Origin of the sequence: Rhodospirillum rubrum ATCC 11170 (assembly GCF_000013085.1) — a bacterium.
Classification (GTDB): domain Bacteria; phylum Pseudomonadota; class Alphaproteobacteria; order Rhodospirillales; family Rhodospirillaceae; genus Rhodospirillum; species Rhodospirillum rubrum.
This window is the reverse complement of record NC_007643.1, coordinates 3,632,328-3,654,685: the sequence shown is the minus strand read 5'-3', so window position 1 is coordinate 3,654,685 and position 22,358 is coordinate 3,632,328. Positions and strand designations below refer to the sequence as shown.

Annotated in this window: 15 protein-coding genes; 12 read left to right on the top strand and 3 right to left on the bottom strand. The window is 67.1% G+C overall.

Annotation, left to right across the window (positions count from 1 at the left end):
• Positions 1 to 31: 31 nt before the first annotated feature.
• Positions 32 to 898 carry a prephenate dehydratase gene (locus RRU_RS16315; RefSeq protein WP_011390910.1) on the top strand — a complete coding sequence of 289 codons (867 nt, stop codon included), beginning with the start codon at positions 32 to 34 and terminating at the stop codon, positions 896 to 898.
• The gene (locus RRU_RS16310) at positions 895 to 1,755 is read left to right on the top strand and encodes a hypothetical protein (RefSeq protein ID WP_011390909.1); all 861 of its coding nucleotides are present in this window, start codon (positions 895 to 897) and stop codon (positions 1,753 to 1,755) included. Before RRU_RS16315 ends, RRU_RS16310 begins: the two co-directional genes overlap by 4 nt.
• Before the next feature lie 25 nt (positions 1,756 to 1,780).
• On the opposite strand, the gene RRU_RS16305 is transcribed toward RRU_RS16310, so the two are convergent.
• Positions 1,781 to 2,689: a DMT family transporter gene (locus tag RRU_RS16305; RefSeq protein ID WP_011390908.1), complete on the bottom strand. Its 909-nt coding sequence runs from the start codon at positions 2,687 to 2,689 to the stop codon at positions 1,781 to 1,783.
• A 527-nt stretch (positions 2,690 to 3,216) separates the two neighbouring features.
• On the opposite strand from RRU_RS16305, the gene RRU_RS16300 reads away from it, so the two are divergent.
• Complete coding sequence (locus RRU_RS16300; protein WP_014626527.1) at positions 3,217 to 4,572, top strand: MFS transporter; 1,356 nt, start codon at positions 3,217 to 3,219, stop codon at positions 4,570 to 4,572.
• 66 nt (positions 4,573 to 4,638) lie between these two features.
• On the opposite strand, the gene RRU_RS16295 is transcribed toward RRU_RS16300, so the two are convergent.
• Positions 4,639 to 5,088, bottom strand: a complete 450-nt coding sequence (locus RRU_RS16295) for a DUF1810 domain-containing protein (RefSeq protein WP_011390906.1) — start codon at positions 5,086 to 5,088, stop codon at positions 4,639 to 4,641.
• A gap of 182 nt (positions 5,089 to 5,270) precedes the next feature.
• Positions 5,271 to 6,488, bottom strand: a complete 1,218-nt coding sequence (locus RRU_RS16290; RefSeq protein ID WP_011390905.1) for a S1 family peptidase — start codon at positions 6,486 to 6,488, stop codon at positions 5,271 to 5,273.
• A gap of 175 nt (positions 6,489 to 6,663) precedes the next feature.
• Here RRU_RS16290 and RRU_RS16285 point away from each other — a divergent pair, with 175 nt between their 5' ends.
• From RRU_RS16285 to RRU_RS16245, 9 genes are all read left to right on the top strand, one after another.
• Positions 6,664 to 8,364 carry a vWA domain-containing protein gene (locus tag RRU_RS16285; protein ID WP_014626526.1) on the top strand — a complete coding sequence of 567 codons (1,701 nt, stop codon included), beginning with the start codon at positions 6,664 to 6,666 and terminating at the stop codon, positions 8,362 to 8,364.
• Positions 8,365 to 8,431: 67 nt separating this feature from the next.
• The gene (locus tag RRU_RS16280) at positions 8,432 to 9,964 is read left to right on the top strand and encodes an SrfA family protein (protein ID WP_014626525.1); all 1,533 of its coding nucleotides are present in this window, start codon (positions 8,432 to 8,434) and stop codon (positions 9,962 to 9,964) included.
• Between the two features lie 83 nt (positions 9,965 to 10,047).
• Positions 10,048 to 13,029, top strand: a complete 2,982-nt coding sequence (locus RRU_RS16275) for a virulence factor SrfB (protein WP_011390902.1) — start codon at positions 10,048 to 10,050, stop codon at positions 13,027 to 13,029.
• Between the two features lie 3 nt (positions 13,030 to 13,032).
• Positions 13,033 to 15,738, top strand: a complete 2,706-nt coding sequence (locus RRU_RS16270; RefSeq protein ID WP_011390901.1) for a putative virulence factor — start codon at positions 13,033 to 13,035, stop codon at positions 15,736 to 15,738.
• Between the two features lie 25 nt (positions 15,739 to 15,763).
• Positions 15,764 to 16,795, top strand: a complete 1,032-nt coding sequence (locus tag RRU_RS16265; protein ID WP_011390900.1) for a hypothetical protein — start codon at positions 15,764 to 15,766, stop codon at positions 16,793 to 16,795.
• Positions 16,792 to 18,789, top strand: a complete 1,998-nt coding sequence (locus RRU_RS16260) for a vWA domain-containing protein (protein ID WP_011390899.1) — start codon at positions 16,792 to 16,794, stop codon at positions 18,787 to 18,789. The genes RRU_RS16265 and RRU_RS16260 overlap by 4 nt, the downstream gene beginning before the upstream one ends.
• Positions 18,790 to 18,792: 3 nt before the next feature.
• Positions 18,793 to 19,515 (top strand): ABC transporter ATP-binding protein, encoded by a 723-nt coding sequence (locus RRU_RS16255; protein ID WP_011390898.1) that lies wholly within the window; start codon positions 18,793 to 18,795, stop codon positions 19,513 to 19,515.
• The gene (locus RRU_RS16250) at positions 19,512 to 20,744 is read left to right on the top strand and encodes an ABC transporter permease (RefSeq protein WP_011390897.1); all 1,233 of its coding nucleotides are present in this window, start codon (positions 19,512 to 19,514) and stop codon (positions 20,742 to 20,744) included. The genes RRU_RS16255 and RRU_RS16250 overlap by 4 nt, the downstream gene beginning before the upstream one ends.
• Entirely contained in the window at positions 20,725 to 22,281 is a 1,557-nt protein-coding gene (locus RRU_RS16245) for a formylglycine-generating enzyme family protein (protein ID WP_014626524.1), read from the top strand. Before RRU_RS16250 ends, RRU_RS16245 begins: the two co-directional genes overlap by 20 nt.
• Positions 22,282 to 22,358: the final 77 nt, after the last annotated feature.

Below are 22,358 nucleotides of genomic sequence, written 5' to 3'. Positions count from 1 at the left end.
CTCCCTTGCCCTCCGGAGTTCTGTCCCGTCCATGAGCGATCCCAATCAGACCGTGGCCTTCCAGGGCCTGCCCGGCGCCTATTCCCATATGGCCGCGACGCGGCTATTTCCGGCGATGGACGTGCTGCCCTGCGCCGCCTTTGACGACGCCTTCGCCGCCGTGCGCGAAGGTAAGGCGCTGTATGCCGTGCTGCCGATCGAAAACTCGGTGGCCGGCCGGGTGGCCGATATCCATCACCTGATGCCCGATTCCGGTCTGCATATCATCGGCGAGTATTTTCTGAAGGTGAACCATCACCTGCTCGCCCCCGAAGGCGCCAAGATCGAGGATATCCGTATCGTTCGCAGCCATGTCCACGCCCTGGGCCAATGCCGGCGCTTCATCAAGGCCCATGGGCTGAAGGCCATCGTCCATGCCGATACCGCCGGCGCGGCGGCGGAGCTGGCCGAGCGCAAAGCCCCCGGCGAAGCGGCGATCGCCAGCGAACTGGCCGGGCGCATCTATGGCCTAAGCTCGCTCCATGCCAATATCGAAGACGAGAACCACAACACCACCCGTTTCCTGATCATGGCGCGCGAGGCGGTGCAGCCGCGCGAGGACGTGGCGGCGGTGACCACCTTCGTTTTCCGGGTGCGCAACGTTCCCGCCGCCCTGTACAAGGCCCTGGGCGGCTTCGCCACCAATGGCATCAATATGACCAAGCTGGAAAGCTATCAGGTGGCCGGCACCTTCGTGGCGGCGCGCTTTTACGCCGATGTCGAAGGCCGTCCCGATCAGCCGGCCCTGGCCCGGGCCCTTGATGAATTGCGCCATTTCACCCATGAGCTGCTGATCCTCGGCGTCTATCCCGCCCATCCCTATCGCTTCGCCGCGCGCCAGTCCCTGACCCCGGAATGAGCGGGCGCCGTGGCTGGCGCAAGGCCGCCGCCGCGATTTTGGCTTGCGGTCTGATCGGCGGCGGCGGGCAAGCGGCGCGGGGCGACGACGGAGGGGCGCTGGCCTTTCTTCCCGCCCCGGCGGCGCTCTCGCTGTTTGATCGCCCGGGCTTCGAGGGCTGGCGGGCCACGGTGGCGGCGGCCTCGTGGACCGGGCTGTCCTGCGCCCGGCCGGTGGAAATGCCCGCCGTCGTGCTGTGTCTGTTCGCCAATTCGTCGATGATCACCGGGGTTCTCGGCCGGGCCAGCGTTTTCGCCGAGCGCAGCCACGGCGCGGTGATCGACGCCCGGCTGGCCGAGCCGTTCGCCGCCCGGCCGCCGGTGGCGATCCGTGGCGCCGATTTGCCCGCCGCCACCATCGCCGCCTTCGCCGCCAAGGCCGCGCGGTTGTGCGCCGGCGACGAGCCGGCCGCTTGTCCCAAGGCCGAGGAGCGGGCGTTTTACGACGCCATCGTCCGCCCGGCCCTGGCCGAGGATCCGCAGAGCGTCATCCTGGCCGCCGGCGCGGGTCCGGGGGCGCGCGCCACGCTCTCCCATGAACTGGCCCATGGGCGCTATTTCACCGACGCGACGACCCGCGCCGTGGTGGCGCGCTATTGGCGCGAAGAGATGAGCGAGAACCAGCGGGCGATGATCCGCGATATTCTGGGGCGCATCTATCTGGCGGTCGACGAGGCGCTGCTGATTAATGAATTCCAGGCCCATGTCCTGCAATGCCCCGCCGACTCTGGCATGACCCCGATCGCCGAGATCCACCGCGCCCCCCTGACCCAGGCCCTGGACGCCGCCGGCGCCCCGCCTTTGCCCGCCTGCGAGTGATGTGGGCGGGCGTCCCCCCAGCGCCCTAGGCCACCGTTTCGCGGCGCTCGGGGCGGTTGATCAGAAAAATGCCAAAGCCGATCAGCCCCATCGCCAGGGCAAGGCCCGACGAGACCCGCTCGCCCAGCATCACGGCGCCGGCCAGCACGCCGAAAACCGGCGTCAGGAAGGAAAAAGCCGAGAGCTTGGACGCCGGATAGCGGGTGATCATCCAAAACCACACCAGATAACTGGCGAAGGCGACGCCGATGGTCTGATAGGCCATCGCCGCCAGCACCCGGGGCGTGGGATCGAACAGGCCGGCCTCGCCCAGCCCGGCCGACAGCCCGAGCAGCAGCACCGCCGAGACGCCAAGCTGATAGACCAGGGTTTTATTGGCGCTGAGGCCGGCAAGCGGGCTGGCCTTGATGACCACCGTGGTCGCCGCCCATAAAATCGCCGCCAGCAAGACCATGGCGTCGCCGATCATCGCCCGGCGGTCGGGCAGGGTCAGCCCGTCGGCGACAACGGCCAGAACACCGGCGAAGGCGCAGGCCAGCCCCAGGATATCGGTGCGGCGCAACCGCTCGCCGGGCAGGAAGACATGGGCGCCGAGGGCGACGAAAAACGGCGCGGTGTACAAAAACAGCACGCTGCGCGCCGCGGTGGTGTAGGACAGGCCCCAATAGATGAACAAGATCTCGCCGCCAAACAGCAGGCCGATCACCAGCCCCAGGCCAAGCGAGCCATCGCGCGCCAGGATGGGCACGCCGCGCGCCGCCGACCATGCCCAGAGCAAGCCCAAGGCCCCGGCCGAGCGCAGACCGGCCTGAAACATCGGCGAAATCCCGGCGCTGGCGACCTTGATCGCCACCTGTTGCACCCCCCAACTGGCGCAGAGCACCACCAGCAAGCTCATGGCCAAGCCATCAAGGGCCGTCTGCCGCGATCTCATCGGCCATTCTCCACAAACTGCGGGCGATAAGCCGCGAGGGGCGGCCCATGGTCACGGGCCAAAGGGCAGGCAGTCTTGGCCAAGCCCACAGCTTTTGGCAAACGCCTTTCCCGAAGCCTGGGGCTTAGGTTTTCTAAGGCGTGGGAGGGGGCGGGCAGAGTCGGCCGGTCCTTCTCGTGCTCAGCGGGTTGATGGGGTTCGCGCCCCTCTCGACCGCTCTCTTCTTGATTGCTCGCATTAATATTGCGCTTGACACCTGCGGCGGAAAGGCATTATTACCGAAAAAGGCCGTGTGGCGGCGCTAATGGTATCAGCGTTGCCATCAGGGCGATCGGCCCCGCGTTCGGGATGGGGATGTGGGGTCGGTTGTCGGCGCGGTTTTAGCCAGGAGGTCAGGCGGAATCGGAAGGGCGCGTATCGTTTCGAAAAAAGGGCGCGGTTGGTGTCTTTTTGGGGTGGTGCGGTGGGTCTATCGGGCGCTTGAGCGGAACTTCAACCTAGTCATTTCACAGGAATCCTTTCGTCCGATGTCCTCGTCCATCCCCCTTGAGCCGTCAAAGGCCGGCGTTCCGGCCAATCCACGGTCGCGCGTTCTTATGGCCAGTCTGGTCGGCACCACCATCGAGTTCTATGACTTCTACGTTTACGCCACGGCGGCGGTGCTGGTGTTTCCCCATCTCTTCTTTCCGGCGGGCAACGAAAAGACGGCGCTGCTGGCCTCTTTCGCGGTGTTCGGCGCGGCGATGGGCGCTCGGCCGCTTGGCGCGGTGTTTTTTGGCCATCTTGGCGACAAGCGCGGCCGCAAGATCACCCTGGTCGGCGCCTTGTTGACCATGGGCATCGCCACTTTCCTGATCGGCGTGCTGCCGACCTATGCCTCGGTTGGCTGGATCGCCCCGGCCATGCTGGTGGTGCTGCGTCTGGCCCAGGGCTTCGCCTTGGGCGGCGAGTGGAGCGGCGCCGCCCTGGTGGCGACGGAGAACGCCCCGGCTGGCAAGCGGGCGATCTTTGGCACCTTCCCCCAGCTTGGCGCGCCGATCGGCTTCATCATCGCCAACGGCCTGTTCCTGATCATCGCCGTGCTGCTGCCCTCAAGCGATCCGTCCAAGCCGTCGGAGGCCTTCCTTGATTGGGGCTGGCGCATCCCCTTCCTGTTCTCGGCGGTGATGGTTATCTTCGGTTTGTGGGTGCGCCTGCATCTGGTTGAAAGCACCGCGTTTGAGAAGACCGTGAAAAAGGGCGCGGTTCACAGCGTGCCGCTGGTGGCGGTGTTTCGAACCCATGGCAAGGAACTGGTGCTCGGCACCTTCTACATGCTGGCGACCTATGTTCTGTTCTATTTGATGACGACGTTTTCTCTCAGCTATGGCCGCGCCTCGGCCACGGCGGCCCTGCCCGGGCTGGGCTATGATTACCGGACCTTCGTTCTGATGATGATCGCCGGCGTGGTGTTCTTCGGCCTCTTCACCCTGCTGTCGGGCCCCTGGGCCGAGCGCTGGGGGCGGCGCAAGACGCTGATCGGCATCACCCTTGGCATCGTCGTGTTCGGCTTCCTGTGGGTGCCGATGCTGGGCGCCGGCTTCGTCGGGGTGATGGCTTGGCTGATCCTTGGCTTCACGCTGATGGGCATGACCTTCGGCCCGATGGGCGCTTTGCTGCCCGAATTGTTCCCGGCCAATATCCGCTATACCGGATCGGGCATCTCTTACAATGTCTCGTCGATCCTCGGCGCGGCCTTGGCCCCCTTCGTCGCCGTCGCCCTGTGGAGCGCCGGCGATGGCAGCCCGTTCTGGGTGGGCATCTATCTGTCGGGCATGGCCAGCCTGACCTTGCTCGCCCTGGTGTTGGGCAAGGAAACCAAGGATATCGATATCGAGGCTTAGCCCTTCGTCGCTTGGATCACCGACGGGCGCCCGCTTAAGGCTGGCGCCCGTTTTGTTATTGATGGCTCAGGCCGTCGGGGGAGGCTGACCGAGAAAGCGCAGCGTCGCCTCGTCGGGCCGGCCCTTGTTCCAGCGTTCCAGCGCCTGATGGAAGGGGGTATCGGTCGTTGGCGAGGCGAGGGCGAACAGGCTCATCGATGACAGGAACTTCTTGTCGTCGGGTGAGCCGAACAGGGCGTGCAGATCGATGGCGCCAAGGGCGAGCACGGTTTGCGTCGCCTGCTCAAGCCGGGCTTTGAGCAGCGGGTGGGCCAGATAAGCCCGGGCCTCGTCCAGGGACCGCAGGCCGTAGAACCGCGCCGTCGAGGAGGAACCGAGACCGCGAGCCTGCGGAAAGACGAACCACATCCAATGGCTTTGCTTGCGACCCTGGCGCAGTTCCGCCAAAGCCGTGTCCAGCAGCGGCGTTTGCGCCATGACGAAACGCTCCAGGGAAAACGGATCGGTCGGCGGCATCGGAGGGTTCCTTTGGCGAACGATGCGGCTCGGCGTGTTGTGGGCCGGAAAAGATCCGCGTGCAGATGGGTTATTCCCCGTGGCCGATCAATAGCTCCTCTACATACTCTCACGGCGCGGCGCTGCGCGTCGAAGGTGGGCTTTTGGCGACCATCGCCTGAGGAAAAGCTCCGGGCCGTCGATCAGCCGGGCTGACAGGCGCGGCTGTCGAGGGCCGGGGTGATGCCCTTTTTTTGCAGGAAGGCCAGCAGGGTATCAACCTTCTGGGCGCTGTTGAGCTTGGCGGCCTGATCGCGATCGACCTGGATGAAGGTGTTGACGCCGATCGCCCGGCCGCAGGTGTCAAGCAGCGGACCGCCGCTGTAGCCTTGCAGAACATCGGCGGTATGGATGATCTGGACGATGGCGCCGACCGGGCGCACCGAGCGGACCTCGCCCCGGTTCATGTTGAGATCGGGGGCCGAGGACAGATCGCCCTGGATCAGCTTTTGGAAGCCCTGATCGCCCAGCAGCGCCATGCCGGGATAGCCCGCCGCGATCACCGGCGTCAGCTTGCCGGCGTCGAGCGACAGGGCGAGGGTGGCCGGGGCGCGCACGCTTCCCGTTCCCAGCACCGCGTAATCGGCTTCCCCCGGAACCGCCGAGACGGTGGTGGCGATCAGCGACACCTGGGCCATCTTGCCCAGGCTGGAACTGGTGATGAACAGCTTGGCCGGATCGGCGGCGTCGATCACATGGCGGTTGGTCACGACAAGGTTATCGGCGATGAAAAAACCGGTGCCGGTCATCAGGCCGTCGGCCTCGCCCTTGGGCAGGCCAAGGACGATGACCGAGGCCTTTTCCAGCCGATCGCGCAACGGCCCGATCCCCATCGTCGGTGCGCTTTCCCCAGGGGCGGCTTGCGGCGTGGCGGGGGCAAGCGGCGGCGTCGCCCCGGGCAAAGCCGTGGCCACCGCCGGTTCGGGGATGGTGTCGGGGATCGCCTGGGTGGCCCCGGTTTTGCCCCCGGTGCTCAAGGATCGCCAAAGGGACAGGGCGTCGCCGCGCTGCTGGCGCAAAAGGCGCAGGCGGCTTTCGTCGATTTGGGCCGGGGCGACGCAGCGCGGCGGATCGATGGCGGCGACAAGGTCGCCTAACTCGACCCGGCGCAGGGCGATCTGCTGGGCGAGATAAGCCGCGCGCTCGCCGGTGTCCTGGGTCGCGCCCGGGGTGGCGACGGCGGCCGTTTTCCGGGTGATTTCGGGGGTTCTGAAAAACAGATAAAGCGAAAGCCCGACGCAGATCAGAAAAAGCAGGAAAACAACGATCCACAGGGCAGACGCCGCCGGAGAACGGCGCCGTTTTCCTTCGGATGTGTTCTTGGGGGAGTGATCGTCTGGCGTCGATTGCGGGCTTGACATAGGGAGACCCCGAAAGGCGCGACTGTGCCACGCACGCTTGCAACCATAAAAAAATATCCCATTGATAGCAAATGATCCTTGAGGTGACGGGAGCGAATGGGCATACCCTGATCGGCCGGGTAACAATTGGGGGTCCGTTTGGCGCGCCATGGTATCGCCAACACTGAAGCCTGCGATGGATGCCGACTGGACCCTGCTGAGCGTGCTTGGCAAGCCCGTTGTCCATTCCCACGACCGGCTTTCCGCGCTCCTTAGGGTTCATATCGGCCAGGAGGCTCAGGCGCTGCTCGCCGAGCCGGTGTTCGCGGAGGCCCCCGCCGCTGATGGTGGCGCCGACCTTCGCCGGCCGATCGGCTGGAGATCGCCGCGCGGTGGCGCGCTGACGCCGCTGTCGGCGGCGGCCAATCCCGGCCTGTTGCGCGACCGCTTCGCCCGGCTCGAGCGCGAGATCACCGCGCTTTGCGCCCGTCTGTCGACCCAGGGGGAAGCCGGGCAATCGGCGGCGGAGTCCCTGCGCCTTGCCCTGATTACCCCCGAAGGCGGCGCGTGGCTGTATGCCGATCACGACCAGCCGGTTCTTGTGTGCTGGGGCCTGGGGCGGCCCGGTCAGGCGATCGCCGCCGGTGCGGTGGGCGCGCTTTCCGGCGCGGCGCGGGCCGCCGCCGCGAGCGCTGTTTCGGGATCCGCTGCCCCCGTCGCCCCATCGCCGGTGGGGGGAGCGGCAAGCCCGCCCCCCGCCGGATCGCCGCCGCCGGCTGAGGGGGCTGGGTCTTCCCCCGTGGCGCCCGCGCCCGGTCGCCGAGCCTGGATCGCGCCGGCCCTGCTCGCCTTGGCCCTGTTGCTTTTGGCGGGCTGGCTGGCTTGGCGGGCGCTGACGCCGCTGGCCCCGGTGATCGTCGAAGCCCCGGCGGAGGCGCCGGCCGATCTTAGCCGTCTTGACGATCTGGGGCGGACCCTGGCCCAGCTTGATCAGGCCCTGGGCGAGGCCCGCCTCGCCGAGGACGCCTTCCAGAAGGCCTGCGTGGTTCCCCCCGAACCAACGCCCGAACCAACCCCGGCGCCGCCGGCCGCCGCGCCCGCCCCCCAACCCGATCCTTTGCCTGATCGCGCCGAGGGTTCGCCGCCGCCACCGGCCGAGGCGGCCCCCCCCGAGGTTAAACCCGAAGCGCCGCCGCCGGCTGCGCCAGCCAAGCCCAAACCGCCGATAACGGCGGCCAAGCCGCCGGCCAAGGTCGCGCCCCCCGCCCCGGCCCCAGCCGAACCGCCGGCCCAGCCCGCCTCGCGGGCGGCTTGCGAGCCGTCGTGGTCGCCGGGCCGCGAGCCGCGGATGATCTTCGTCGTCGATGGCTCGGGCAGCATGAGCGAGGGCATCGCCGGGGCGCCTTCGCGCATTTCGGCGGCCAAGCGCTCGATCCGCGATACGGTGAACGCCCTGCACAAGGATATCCGGGTGGGCATGGTATCGTTCAGCGATTGCATGGCGACCCAGAACAGCAAGTATTACTCGGCCGCCGAGCGCCCGGCCTTTCTCGCCGGGGTCGATGCCATCACCCCCGAACGCGCCACCTCGCTCGCCGCCTCGATCCGTCGCGGTGGCGCCCTGGCCACCCGGCGCTCGGAAACCGTGATGATGGTGGTCAGCGATGGCGAGGATACCTGTGGCGGCGATCCTTGCGCCGCCGCCCGCGCCGTCAAGGCCGAGAAATCCAATGTGATCATCCATGTCATCGATTTGAGCGGCGGCGGCAACAGTGGGGTCGCCCGCTGCATCGCTTCGGCCGGCGGCGGTCGGGTCTTCACCCCCGGCTCGGCCGCCCAGGTGACCAGCAGTCTGCGGACGGCGACGGGCCAACCCGACGCCAGCGGATGTCAGTAACGGCGACGCCGGGCGGGGGGACCTGCGGCCCGGCGTCCGACCATGGCCCAAAGCACGGATGAATGGCATGAAGCAAGGCAGGATCATTCTCGAGGCCAAAGGCGATCGCTATCGGCCGCTGGGCGTCTTCGGTCAGCCGGTCCACCGGGCCCATATCCAGTTGCGCGCCGCCATCGGTCAAAGGTTGGGTGCCCGCTACGCCGATTTTTTCGCCCGCCCGCAGTGGGACGAGGCCGGCGACACCGTGCGTTGGGTCGCCCCGATCCCCGGCGAGGTGCGCTCGTGGCAGGATCTGCCGCGCGAGGAACAGGCCGACCGCGCCCTTGATCTTCAGATCATGCGCGGCGAGTTCCAGGCCTATCTCAAGGAATTGCAATCCGATCCCGATCGCGGCAAGGGGCGGGGCGGCGGCGAGGCCTTTTCGTCGGTTCTCGAACAGGCCCTGCGCACGCCCAACGACGGCCATTTGCATTTCATCGGCACTCAGCCGATCGCCACCTTCTGGGGATTCACCGAACACGATGGATCGTCGTTCGATCCGCTGTCGGCCGCGCCGCCGCCCTTGCCCGCCGCCGGTCCGGGGGCGGTTCCGCCGCCGCCCGCAGCGCCGGTGATCGAAGAAAGGCGAGGGGGACGCTGGCCGTTGTGGCCCTGGTGGCTGTGGCTTCTGCCGCTGCTTGCCCTTTTGCTGCTGCTTTTGCTGCTGTGGTGGTTCTTCTGGCGCCCGGTACTGCCGCTGCCCTTCGGCCTTGATTTCGGGGCGGGGATCGAACAGCAGGACAAGACCGGCGAGCCCCCGCCCCTGACCGAGGAGCAAAGGCGCGGCTATCTTGAGCGTATCGACAGCCTGCGCATCGACCGCCTGGGGCGGGTGATCGGTCCCGATGGCGCGGTGATCGAGGGAGTGACGCCCCAGGATCTGGGATTGATCCCCGAAGAGGGCCCGGCCCGCCTGGACAAGGACGCGGCCCAGGCCGAGCCGCCCAAGCCGAGTGGGGAGACCGCGCCGCCGCCCGAGGCCCAAACCCCGCCCGAGGCCAAAACCCCGGAGGAGAAAGCGCCCGATCCGAGCAAGCCCGATCCCGCCAAGCCGGACACGGCCCCGCCCGATCCCAAGGCCGCCGAACCGCCCAAGCCGGAGCCGCCCAAGCCGGATGCGGCGACCCCGCCCAAACCGGATACGACGCAGGCGCCCGAGGAACCTTTGGCCCTGCCCGAAAGCGCCACGGCGCCGGGGGCCTCGGGCAAGGCCGATCTGGGCTTCCTTGCCGGCAAATGGCGCAGTTCCTCGGGACTGACCGATGAAAGCGGCAAGCCGGTGGATCAGACCTATGAATTCGACGCCAAGGGCCAAGGGCGTTCGGTGGTGCGCCGGGCCGATGGCGTCACTTGTTCGGCCCCGGCCCAGGGGACGATGGAGAACGGCAAATTGCGCGTCGTCGAACGCGAGGATCTGCGCTGCTCGGATGGTCAGGTTTTCGAGCGCTCGGAAACCGCCTGCGAACGCGACGCCAAGGGCGTGACGCGCTGTCAGGGCGTTTATAAGGAGGGGGGGCCGGGCTATGAGGTGAAGGTCAAGCGCGCCACCCCCGCGCCCTAATCCGATCGCGCCCCTCCAGCCCCCTTTCCAGGGCCTCCCTCCCGCGCCTCTCACGCCGCCATCGCTCAAGGACGACGCCGACCATGTCACTGGCTCCCCTTCTGAAATATCCCCCGGTCGTCTGGCTGACGCCGCGCAGCGGCATTCAGTTTCTTGATCTGGGCTTCCGTTTGGCGGGCGACCGCGAGAGGGTCAGCCAGTGGAGCTTCTATGACGGCCCCGACATGCCCGCGCCGCGCATCGTTGGCCGGGGCGGCGAGGCGGCCAGGGGGCGGGTGTCTTACGAGGTCGATTGGCGGGGCGTTCTGGAAACCTTCGGCCGGGTCTGGGTGCCCGTTCCCTTCTTCCGCCGCGAACAGGCCGGCGGCCATGCCGATGGCCCGATCAATTGGGCGCGGGCCCAGGTGATCGCGCTCGACCAGCCCGATGATCTTGGCAATGACCACCGGTTGGTTCTGGCCTTTGATACCAATCTTGGCGAACACCACGCCGACATGGCCTATCTGGCGCCGACTAACGAGGATACTCAGCGCGGCGCGCAATTCGGCTTCGCCGCCAATGAGCAGGCCGTTTTGTGGTATGCCGGGCGCGACTGGATCGGCCAATGGTGCCGCAAGGCCTTCACCGAAATGATCCTGGCCGAGGAGCGCAAGCGCAGCCGGGCCGAACCGGTGATCGATGCGGCGATGATCAATGAACGGCTGGCCGGCCCGCGCGAGGATGTGGCGCGCTATGTCGCCCTGCTCGATTTCATCGGCGCCTTGAAAATCACCCCCAATCTTGGGCTGATCGACCGCGTCAGCAAGCCGCGCGCCACGCCGATCGACGTCGATCTGGTGCTTGATCTTGGCAATTCGCGAACCTGCGGGCTGCTGATCGAAACCCATCCCGACGAGACCAGCGTCGATCTGGCCCAGGCGGTGCGCCTCAGCCTGCGCGATCTGGGGATGCCCGAGCGGCTTTACAGCGATCCCTTCGACAGCCGGATTGAATTCAACAAGGCGGCCATCGGCTGGGACGACATCTCGTTCCTGTCGGGCCGCGCCGATGCCTTCGGCTGGCCGACGGTGGCCCGCGTCGGCGTCGAGGCCCAGCGGCTGGCGGCGCTGCGCCGCGGATCGGAAGGCGCGACCGGCATGTCGAGCCCCAAGCGCTATCTGTGGGACGAGACCCAGCGCCGCGACGGCTGGCGCTTCAACACGCCGGGCTTGGTCGGGGCCAGCCCCTTCGCCATGGGGGTCGAGTTCACCACCCTGGTCAATGACGCCGGCGAGCCCTTGCACAGCGTGCCCGAGGGCGTGCCGATCAATGATGACGCGCGCTTCCCGTCGATCCGCGCCCTCTATGCGCGCTCGCATCTGATGACCTTCAGTCTGGCCGAGATCCTGCTGCAGGCCTTATGCATGATGAACGCCCCGGCCCATCGCCTGCGGCGGGGCAACGCCGATCTGCCGCGCCGCCTGCGCCGGGTCATCCTGACCGTTCCCACCGGCATGCCCCAGGCCGAGCGTCAGATCCTGGAGCAGCGGGCCCAGGCGGCGCGCGATCTGATCTATATCTGCCTGGGTCTGGGCGAGGTGGTCAGCGATGGCGAGGACGCGACGCAAAAGGTCCGCGCCACCGAGGACGATCATCCGCTGCCCGGCGTCATCATCAAATGGGACGAGGCCAGCGCCACCCAGGCGGCCTATCTGTACAGTCAGGTCGCCATCGCCTATGGCGGTGACGCCAAGGCCTGCTTCGCCCGTTTGCGCCGGCCCGGACGCCCGTCGCCCGACGAGGCGATCCGGCTGGCGACGCTCGATATCGGCGGCGGCACCACCGATCTGGTCATCACCGGCTACCGGGTTGACGGCCATGGCGCCAATGTCACGCTGTTTCCCAAGCAGATCCTGACCGAGGGCATTTCCCTGGCCGGCGACGACGTGGTCAAGGCCATCATCGCCGAGCATGTGCTGGGACCGATCCGCGCCGCGCTCAGCCTGCGCGCCTCGGAAGAGGCGGTCAAATCGGTCATGGCCCGCATGTTCGGCGGCAATCGCGGCGATATGGACGTGGAGGAGCAATTGCGCCGTCAGCAATTCGCCGCCCATATCGGCTATCCGCTGGCCCTGCGCATGATCGTCGCCTATGAGGGCTGGGACCGCCTGTCGGGCGATAACCGCCGCGATCCCCTGGTGCTCAAGGATGTGGTTGGCGAGGTCATCGACCGCTCGCTGGTGGCGCGGGTGGACGAGGACTTCCGTCGCCACGGCTTCACGGATTTCTCGCTGCGCGACCTGCGCTTCGAGATCGACCTCAAGGATATCGACCGCACCACCCGCAGCGTGTTGACCGATATGCTGCGCGGCTTCGCCGAGCTGGTTCACCGCAACGAGGCCGATGTGCTGATCTTGTCGGGCCGCCCCTCGCGCATGCCCGCCGTGCGCGATATCCTGACCGAGACCTGCGGCCTGCCACCTCACCGCATCGTGCCGCTGCATGAATTCCGCGTTGGCCAATGGTACCCCTTCCGCGACCACGAGGCCCATATCGCCGATCCCAAGACCACGGCGGCGGTCGGGGCGATGATCTGCGTTCTGGGCGAGGGCCGGCTGCGCAACTTCAATTTCCGCGCCGATCATCTGGTGCCGCGCTCGACCGCCCGCTTCTTTGGCAAGCTTGATTCCAACAACAAGCTGGCCGACCAGGACGTGTTCTATTCCGATCTCGATTTCGACGATCCCGACTACGAACTGCCCCAGCAGACCTTTGAATTCCGCACGCCGATGTCGCTTGGCACCCGCCAGTTCGCCGTCGATTGGTGGTCGGGAACCCGGCTTTATTCCATCGATTACGCCTCGCCCGAAGTCGCCGAAAGCCTGAACAAGCGCACGCCTTTGAAGGTCGAGCTTCAGCGTGTCCAGGGGCGCGGCGGCAAGGGCGTGATCGACGCCTTGAAGATCCGCAGGGTCGAGGATGCCGAGGGGCGCTCGCTGGCCTCCAACCAGATCCGCCTGTGGCTGCAAACCATCGAAAATCAGGACGGATACTGGCTCGACACCGGTATCTTGCAGGAGAATTAGGCCATGGCCGATACCACCAAGGATCTGGGACGGGCCATTGACGCTCTCGACAAGGGGGCCGAGAAGGCCCGGTTGTGGATCGACGCCCTGCGCGAAAGCGCGCCGTCGGTTTCCCTGCAGGCCGAAAGCCTGAGCAATGCGGCGCGCCGCGCCCGGCTGGCCTGTAAGCGGCTGGCCCATGCCGCCGACCGCAACAATTGCGTGGGCGTCTTTGGCCCCAGTCAGGCCGGAAAATCCTATCTGGTCTCGGCCCTGGCCCGCACCAAGGGCGGGCGGCTGACCATCCGCCTGGGCGCCGAGAGCCGGGATTTCCTGCGCGAGATCAATCCGCCGGGCGATCGCGAGTCCACCGGGCTGGTCACCCGGTTCACCATCCATGCCAATGACATCGACCCGGCCTATCCGGTGGAGCTGCGGCTGCTGAGCGAAACCGATGTGGTCAAGATCCTGGCCAACAGCTTCTTTCAGGATTTCGATCCCAACAGCATGACCATCGCGCCGCTGGAGGAAGACGATATCCGCGCCGCCCTGCGCGAGGCGGCGGCGGCGGCGACCGCCAAGCCGGCGGCCCATCTCACCGAGATCGCCCTGTTCGAACTCGATGAATATTTCCATCAGAACTTCAAGAAGCGCATCGGCGCCCTTGATCGCGCCGATTTCTGGGCCGGGCTGATCCGCCATGGCGGGCGCCTGCCGATCGCGGCGCGGGCCCGGCTATTCTCGGTGCTCTGGGGGCGGGTGGAGGCCTTCACCAAGCTGTATATCCATCTGGCCGGCGCCCTGGAGGCGATCGGCAATCCCGAAGAGGCGCGCGCCGCCATCAGCGGCCTGATCCCGCGCGAGATCGGCTCGCCGCCCAGGGCCAATTCGATCATCGATGTCGCCGTGCTCAACCGCCTGGGCACCAGCGAAGACGGCTCCGACCCCATCGCCCTGCTGCCGGTGGTGGCCGGCAAGTCCGGCGCCCCGGTCAGTCTGCCGCGCGCCACCCTGACGGCGCTGATCGCCGAAGTGCGGCTGGTCATCGAGCACCAGCCCTGGCCGTTTTTCGAGCATACCGACCTTCTGGACTTCCCCGGCGCCCGGTCGCGGCTGAAGCTTCTTCAGATGCCCAAGGAGGCCGAGGAAGAGGCCCGCCAGACCCGCGAACTGTATCTGCGCGGCAAGATCGCCTATCTGTTCCAGCGCTATACCGACGAATTGGAACTGACCTCGATGCTGCTGTGCATGCCGCCCAGCGTCGCCGAGGTCAAGGATCTGGCCATGATGGTAAGGTCGTGGATCAACGTGACCCACGGCGAAACCCCGGCCAAGCGCAAGGCGGTGCGCAACGCCTTGTTCCTGGTGCTGACCAAGCACGATCTGGAATTTCTGGAAAAGGGCGGTGAAACCCCGGACTCGCGCGCCGGCAAATGGGACCGCCGCCTTCACGCCTCGCTGCTGGAGCTTTATGGCAAGGACGACTGGCCCGGCGATTGGGACGGCAAGCCCTTTGACAACACGGTGTTCCTGCGCAATCCCAGCATGAAGCAGGTGCATCTGATGCGCTATCGCGACGAGGCGACGCTTGACGAGGAGGGGCCCGTCGATAGCCCGGTGTTTCGCGAATACCGCGACGCCTTCCTGGCCTCGGCCGACGTCGCCCGCCATTTCGCCGATAAGACGGCGGTGTGGGACGCGGCGATGACGGCCAATGACGGCGGCGTCGCTTATCTGGTCGACCGGCTGGTCGCCGTGCTTGATCCCGGCTTGAAGAGGCATCAGGCCTCGGAACGGCTGGCGACCACCGCCCGGGCGCTGGAAGAGCCCTTGCGCGCCTTCCATTACGCCGAGGGCGACGAGGCGAAGCGCGCCAAGGACGCCGCCCTGGTCGATCTGCGCCGCCGGTTGTTCAGCCAAATCCGCGAAAGCGACCATCGGTCCTTCGCCGCCCTTCTCGCCGGGCTGATGGCCGATCCGGCCCAAGTGCGCGGCCTCTACATGAATGTCGCGGAGATGCGCGAGGACGAGTTGAACGAGATCGCCGACGGGGCGGTTGCCGATGAGCCGGTGGTCGAGGACGACGACGATCCCTGGGCCGAGGCCGGCGCCGACCCGGTTCCGGCCAAAAAGGCCGCTCCCCCCCGCCGCAAGGACCGCCCCGAGGTCTTCGCCAGTCAGGTGATGAACCAGTGGGCTGGCGGCTTGCGGGCCTTTCAGCGCAACGAGGTCGCCCTGGCGGTTCTCGGCCTGAGCGCCGCCACCGTCGGCCCGATCATCGACGAGATGCTGGTCGGGGCCAATCGCCTGGGGCTGCAAGAGCGCATCGCCGAGGCGGCGCGCGAGGAAACCCGGGCGGTGGGAACGCGTTGGAGCAGTGTCGCCGACCGGGTCACCGGGATCGCCGCCAATACCATCAACGATTTCGTCGCCTATCTCGATTATGCCGCCCTGCCGGTCGATCAGCGCCCGGGGGTTCCCGAACCGCCGAAGGAGCGCAAGCGCGGGATCTTCACCACCGCGTCGTTGAAGCACCCGGGGCCGGTCTTGGGCGACGAGCCCGAAGAGATCGAGAAGGCCTTTTTCCTTGATTGGGGCGTGGCCCTGCGCGCCTTTGGATGCGATAACGTGGGCCATGCCGCCGGACGGGAAATTTCCGATGAGAAGAACCGGGAATTGGGGGCCATCCTCGACATGATCGACGTGTCATGGCTGGTTGCGGCCGAATAGGGATTTTCGGGAAAAGGATGGGGTGATGCGGGTAATCGTCGAACAGCCGGCGGAGATGCGGGCGGGCCATGTCCGCCTGCTGTGCCATGGCGTTTCGGGGATGGAGACCGGGGCGCTCAAGGTCAGCCTTGCCACCCTCGATCCCGGCGGCGCCCGCTATCTTGATCCGACGGGCGAGGGCGCCACCAGTTGGACGGCGGGCGAACACTGGTTCGCCCCGCGCGTCGTCGCCGCCATGGACGGTGGGGTGAGCATCGAGCTTGGCCCCGAGGCGACTTGGCATCTGCGCCCCCATACCCCTTATGTGCTGCGCGTCGGCGGCGGCGCCGGCGGTCCCGAGGAAACGCGGTTGAGCTGGCCGGTGGTGCGTTTGCCCTCGCAAGCCCCCGCGCCGCTGCCCGTCGTCGCCCCCGCCAAAGAAGACCCCGTCGTCGAGCCGACGCCCGAGGCCCCGGTGATTGATGACGACCGGCTGACCATTCGCCCCGAGCGTCCCCCGCTTTACGAAGCCGATCCGCCCAAACCCCGGCGCTGGGGGGCGCTGATCGCCGCCCTGGTGGTGGTGGGGCTGGCCGGCGGCGGCGTGTGGTGGTGGTTCCTGGGCGGCTTGCCGGCCCTGCTGGAAACGGCGGCGGAACCGGCGAAACTGGAAACCACCTTGCCCGCCGCCCGCGACTATCTGCGCAAGCAACCCGCCGCCGCCGATGCCCTGGGCGAGGCCAAGCGCTTTGACGCGGCGGGGGTCGCCGATGGAGCCTTCCTGCTGCGCTCCTATGCCGCCCGCGAAGGCAGCGCCGAGGCGGCCGCCGATCTGGGCAGGCTTTACGATCCCGATGGTTTCCAGCCCGGGCCGGTGGTCAAAATGGCCGATGGCGATCGTGCCGCCAATTACTATGAACTGGCCGCCAAGCGCGGCGATGTCGAGGCCATGACGCGCTTGGCCAAGGTGCTGCGCTCGGGCCGGACCTCGCGGGCCGATGGCCCGGAAGCCGCGGTGTTTTGGGAAAACGCCGCCGCCAATGCGCCCACCGCCCCCGTCGGAGCCGCCAAGCCATGACCTCCCTTGCCCGTAGCCTCGCCCTGATCGTCTTTGGCCTGGGGGTGGCGCTGTCGCTGCCCGAGGCCCACGCCGAGGCCCGCCATCCGCTGCTGATCGAGGGCAAGACCGAGCTGTTCCAGCGCGTATTGACCCGTCCGGGCGCCCAACTGACCCCGGTGGCCGGCGCGCCCTCCAAGCTTGATCCCTTCACCCCGCTGTTCGTCTATGGCCGGCAGCCCAAGGACGGCGGCGCCGCCCTGCTGGAAGTCGGCACCGACGCCAAGGGCACGGTGATCGGTTTTCTGCCCGAAACCGACGCGGTGGAATGGTCCCACGCCCTGGTCCTGGCCTTTTCCCAGCCGATCGGCCGCGAGCGCACCTTGTTCTTCAAGGACAAGGCCGGGCTGGAGTCTTGGCAGGATTCGCCCGAGCTTCTGGTCAAGGCCCGCGAGGCGCGAAGCCTGATCGATGCCGGAACCCTGCCCGCCGGTAGCCCGGTTGTTTCGATCGAACCCAAGGAATTCATCGACTTCGAGAAGAATTTCTACATGCTGCCGATCCTTCAGGCCGAGCGCAAACGCCTGAACACCGGCTTTCGCGTGCGTAATGTCGAAGTCGCCAGCGTGACCAGCGAGGAAACCAGCGAAAGCCGCGAGCGGCCGCTCAAGCGGCGGATGAATGTCGCCGCCATGGCCGATTTCCGCGCCGGGGTGGTCTTTGTCATCGACGCCTCCAGCTCGATGGATCCCTATATCGACAAGACCCGTCAGGTAATGGACGACGTGCTCAAGCGCGTTCAGGCCGAAGGTCTGGCCGACAAGGTGCGCTTCGGTCTGGTCGCCTTCCGCGACGACCCCAAGAAGGTCAAGGGTGTCGAATATCTGACGCGCACCTTCGCCGATCCCAATTCCACGGCTGATGCCAAGGCTTTTTCCAAGGCGATCGCGCCGCTGAAGGCCACGCCGATTTCCACCCGGGCCTTCGCCGAGGATTCCTTCGCCGCCATCGATACGGCGCTCAACACCATCGACTGGAGCGGCTTCGCCGCCCGCTATCTGATCTTGGTCACCGACGCCAGTTCGCGCGGCGCCCGCGCAGAGATCGTCGATGGCAAAACGGTGCCACCCTCGGCCACCTTGCTGGATGTCGAGGGGATGAACCAGCTTGTGCGCGGCAAGAAGGCCGCCCTTTACGCTTTCCATCTGAAGACCCCGGCGGGGGCTGCCGATCATGCGCGGGCCGAGGCCCAATACCGCATCCTCAGCCGCTATGAGAATGCGCCGTCGCTGTATTATCCGGTTCCCGCCGGCGACGAGGCCGCCTTTGGCGCCGCCGTCACCACCCTGGCCGATGCCCTGGTCGCCCAGGTGCGCGACGCCGAGAAGACCCTAGCCGAACCCGACGCGGCGCAAGATCCCAAGCCTGTCGCCAAAGGGCCCCTTGATCTGACCCAATCGGCGCGCATGGTCGGCCGCGCCATGGCCCTGGCCCATCTCGGCCGGGCCGAGGGGGTGGCCGCGCCGTCGATGTTCCGCGCCTGGGCCTCGGATCGCGATTTCGCCAATCCCGACACGGCCAATTTCTCGGTCCGCGTTCTGCTCTCGAAGAACCAGTTGTCCGATCTGCAAAAGACCCTGCAGCTGACCGTCGAGGCTTTGGAGAAAGGCCAGATCGATCCGGGTGATTTTTTCAATCAGCTGCGCTCGGCGGCGCTGTCGGCGGGGCGTGACCCGTCGAAGGTTGGCCAGGGCACGGCGCGCAATATGGAAAGCGCCGGACTGGTTTCCGAATATCTTGACGGGCTGCCTTATCAAAGCCGGCTGATGGGGCTGTCGCAAGACGACTGGATCGCCATGGGCGTGGCCGAGCAGCAGGCGATCATCGACGCCACCTATGCCAAGGTTCAGCTTTATCAGAAATACCATGATGATAACGACCACTGGATCGCGCTGACCCCCGGGGCCGAGCCGGGCGATACGGTGTTTCCCGTTCCCATCGATTCCCTGCCCTAAGCCATGGATCGGGTGGTTCTGCTTGATGGGGTGGTCGCCGGCAAGGGCGAGCGCTTCCGCGTGCGCATGAGCGGTTTTCGCGTCGGCGCCGGTGAAACCGTGGCGATCGTCGGCAAAAGCGGCTCGGGCAAAAGTACCATCCTTGACACCATCGCTGGCATCTTGCGGCCGATCGAGGTCAGGGCCTTCCGGCTGATGAGCGGGGCGGCGAGCGTTGATATGGGCAAGCTGTGGGCGGCCGATGACCAACGCGCCCTGCGCGCCGCCCGCGCCCGCCATATCGGTTATGTGCTGCAAACCGGCGGCCTCGCCCCCTTTCTCAGCATCGAGCAGAACATCGCGTTGCCGCTGTGGCGCGACGGCGGACAGGATCCGGGCTGGACCCGCCATCTGATGGAAAAGCTGGGCATCGCCGGGCTGGCGCGACGGCTGCCCCGCGACGTTTCGGTGGGCGAGCGCCAGCGCGCCGCCATCGCCCGCGCCCTGGCGGGCAAGCCCGATCTCGTGCTGGCCGACGAACCCACCGCCTCGCTCGACAGCGCCCAGGCCGAAGCGACCATGGCCCTGTTGACGGCGCTCGCCCGCGAAACCGGGGTGGCCCTGCTGATGGTCACCCATGACCGCGCTTTGGTCGAGCGCCACGGCTTTCGCATGGCGATCTGCCAATCCGCCGACAACGGTCAATCCGATCTGCTTTCCGATCCGGCTGCCGAGGGGGTGCCATGACAGCGGGAGCCTGGCGTTATCTGCCGCGCATCGCCTTTGCCGAATTGCGCGGCGAATGGCCGGTCGCCATCGCCATCTGTCTGGCGATCATGGCGGTTACCGCGCCCTTGCTGGTGCTGGGCGGCCTGCACAACGGCGTGATCGGCGGCATTCTTAGCGGCCTGCGCAACGATCCCGGCGCCCGGCTGATCCGCTTGCAGGCCACCGGCGCCTCGCGCTTCGACGCGGCGTGGTTCGCCGAGGTCGGCTCGTTGCCCGAGGTCGGCTTCATCGCCCCGGCCACCCGCTGGGCGGCGACCCAGGCGGCGATTCTCGATGTTACCGGCGCCAAGGAACAACAGGCCTCGCTGCTGCCGACGGCCGGCGCCGATCCGGTGTTCGACGCTTCGACCCCGCCGCTTGCCGGGCCCTTGCAAGCCCGCCTGAGCGCCGATCTCGCCCGGGATCTTGGGGTGGGGACGGGCGATGGCGTTCTGATCGAGATTACCCGCAAGATCAAGGACCGCGAGGAGCGGGCGAGCGTGACCCTGGAGGTTACCGCCGTCGCGCCGCCGGCCAATTTCGCCCGCAACGCCGCCTTCATCTCGCTTGATCTGCTGGGCCAGATCGAGGACTTCAAGGATGGTTTCGCCGCCCCCTTGTTGGGAAAAACCGGCACGGCGGCCAAGCCGCGTGCCCATTATCCCGATTTCCGCCTTTACGCCCGCACGGTCGAAGAGGTGCGACCGCTGATGGCCCGGCTGGCCGCTCCGCCCTATGGCCTGAGCCTGCAGGCCGAGACCGACCGCATTGATTTCGCCCTCGCCCTGGACCGCGATCTCGCCCTGGTGGTTTCGGCGGTCGGAGGCTTGGGGGCCTTTGGCCTAATGGGCGGGGTGGCGGCGATCCAATGGAGCATGGCGGCGCGGCGGCGGCGGACCATCGCCATCCTCGGCCTGATCGGCTTTGGCAAATCGACGTTGATCGGCCTGCCGGTCGTTCAGGCCGCCCTGGTCGGCCTGATGGGGGCGATCGCCAGCCTGGGCGCCGCCCTGGCCTTTCAGGCGCTGATCAATCACAAGCTGGCCGCCACCGTCTTCGCCCATGCTCAGGGCGTGCCCTGCGTCATAACCCTTCCCCTGGCCCTGGCCGCCATCGGCGGCATCCTTGTTTTGTCCATCGTCCCCGCTCTGGGGATCGGCATTCACTATGCGGCCCTGGAGCCCGCCAATGAAATTCGTGAAACCTGACCCTCTGGCGCTGGCGCTGGTTCTGTCTCTTGCCCTGGTCCTTCCCGGCGTCGCCCCGGCGGCGACCCCGACCGCGGGGGCCGGCGACTGGCCGGTGGACGCCTTCAACCGCAAGCCGGCCGAGGGCGATCTGGCCCTGCCCATGCCCTGCGGCGGCACCATGGTCTTTCGCCCCGTCGATGTGCCGGGCGGGGCGGTTTTCGCCGATCAGAAGATCACTTTGGGCGGAGGCTCGCCCGACCGCGCCTTCATTGAAAACGCCCATCCCGATTACCTGAGCGGGTCCTTCGCCGAGAAGAACGCTTGGCGCTACTACATCGCCAAATACGAACTGACGGCCGCCCAATACGCCGCCATCGCCGGGCCCTGTCCCGATGCCAGCAAGATGGACCTGTGGCTGCCCAAGGTCGGCATCACCCCGGGCGAGGCGACGGTGGCGGCCGAAAGCTATTCGGCCTGGCTGTTTGCCAATGCCCGCAAGTCCCTGCCCGGAGACGGCAAGGCCCCGGGCTTCGTCCGCCTGCCGACCGAGGCCGAGTGGGAATACGCCGCGCGCGGCGGCGCCAAGGTTGGGCCGTCGGATTTCGACGCCCGCCACCCGCCGATGGATGGACCCGAGTCCGGCGCCATCTGGTATGACGGTCCCGAGTCCGCCGACAAGGAATTGCAGCTTGTCGGACTGCTGGCGGCCAATCCGCTGGGCCTGCACGATATGCTGGGCAATGCCGCCGAACTGGTCCAGGACCTGTTCCGGCTGAACCGGGTGGGTCGCCCGCATGGGCGGGCCGGGGCCTTCGTCAAGCGCGGCGGCGATTACCGCACGCCCTTGGCCGAGATCCATTCCGGCCTGCGCCAGGAATTCGACCTGTTCGACGCCAAGGGCCTGCGCCGCGAGGCGACGACGGGAACCCGCTTCGTTCTGGCCGCCGCCGCCTTGCCCTCGCGCGATCGGCTGGAGGCCCTGCGCCAAGGCTGGACGGCGCTGACCGAACAGAGCCACAGCCCCTTGGCCGAACAGCAGTCCGATCCGCGCGCCGAGCTGAAAACGCTTTCCGAGTTCACCAGCCAGCTCGATTTCCCCGAAAAGGCCGAGGTCAAGCGCCGCCTGCTCAATTTGGCCGGAGTGATCGACGCCAATATCGCCAGCCGCAACGAGGAACGCGACCGCGCCGCCCGCGAAATGCTGCGCGTCGCCGTGTTCGCCGCCGGCCAATTGCCCACAGCCCTGGACAACGCCGAACGCTGCGGCAAGCTGATGGCGCTCAACGCCGCCCAGTACAAGGAACGCTGCGATCGCGTGCAAGCCGATTCAAAATTCGATTCCCAGTATTATCTTGATCACGTCACCCGCATGCTCGCCGAGTTTCCCGTGCCGATCCTGGAGGGCCAGTTGGGCACCCTGGGCTCGGACCTTCACGCCCAGGGCATGCTTGACGCCGAGGGTCGGGTTGATCATGTCTTTTCTGACCTGAAGACGCTTCAGGCCAAGGGCGCGACCGCCCATAAAGGCATTCTCGGCGGCTGGAAAGGGCGCTGATACCGTCAAAAGGAGAGGGGTATTCGCTCTCTTTAGGACTTGCCTTGAGTGTTCCGCAATCGATAGGTTTAGCCGAT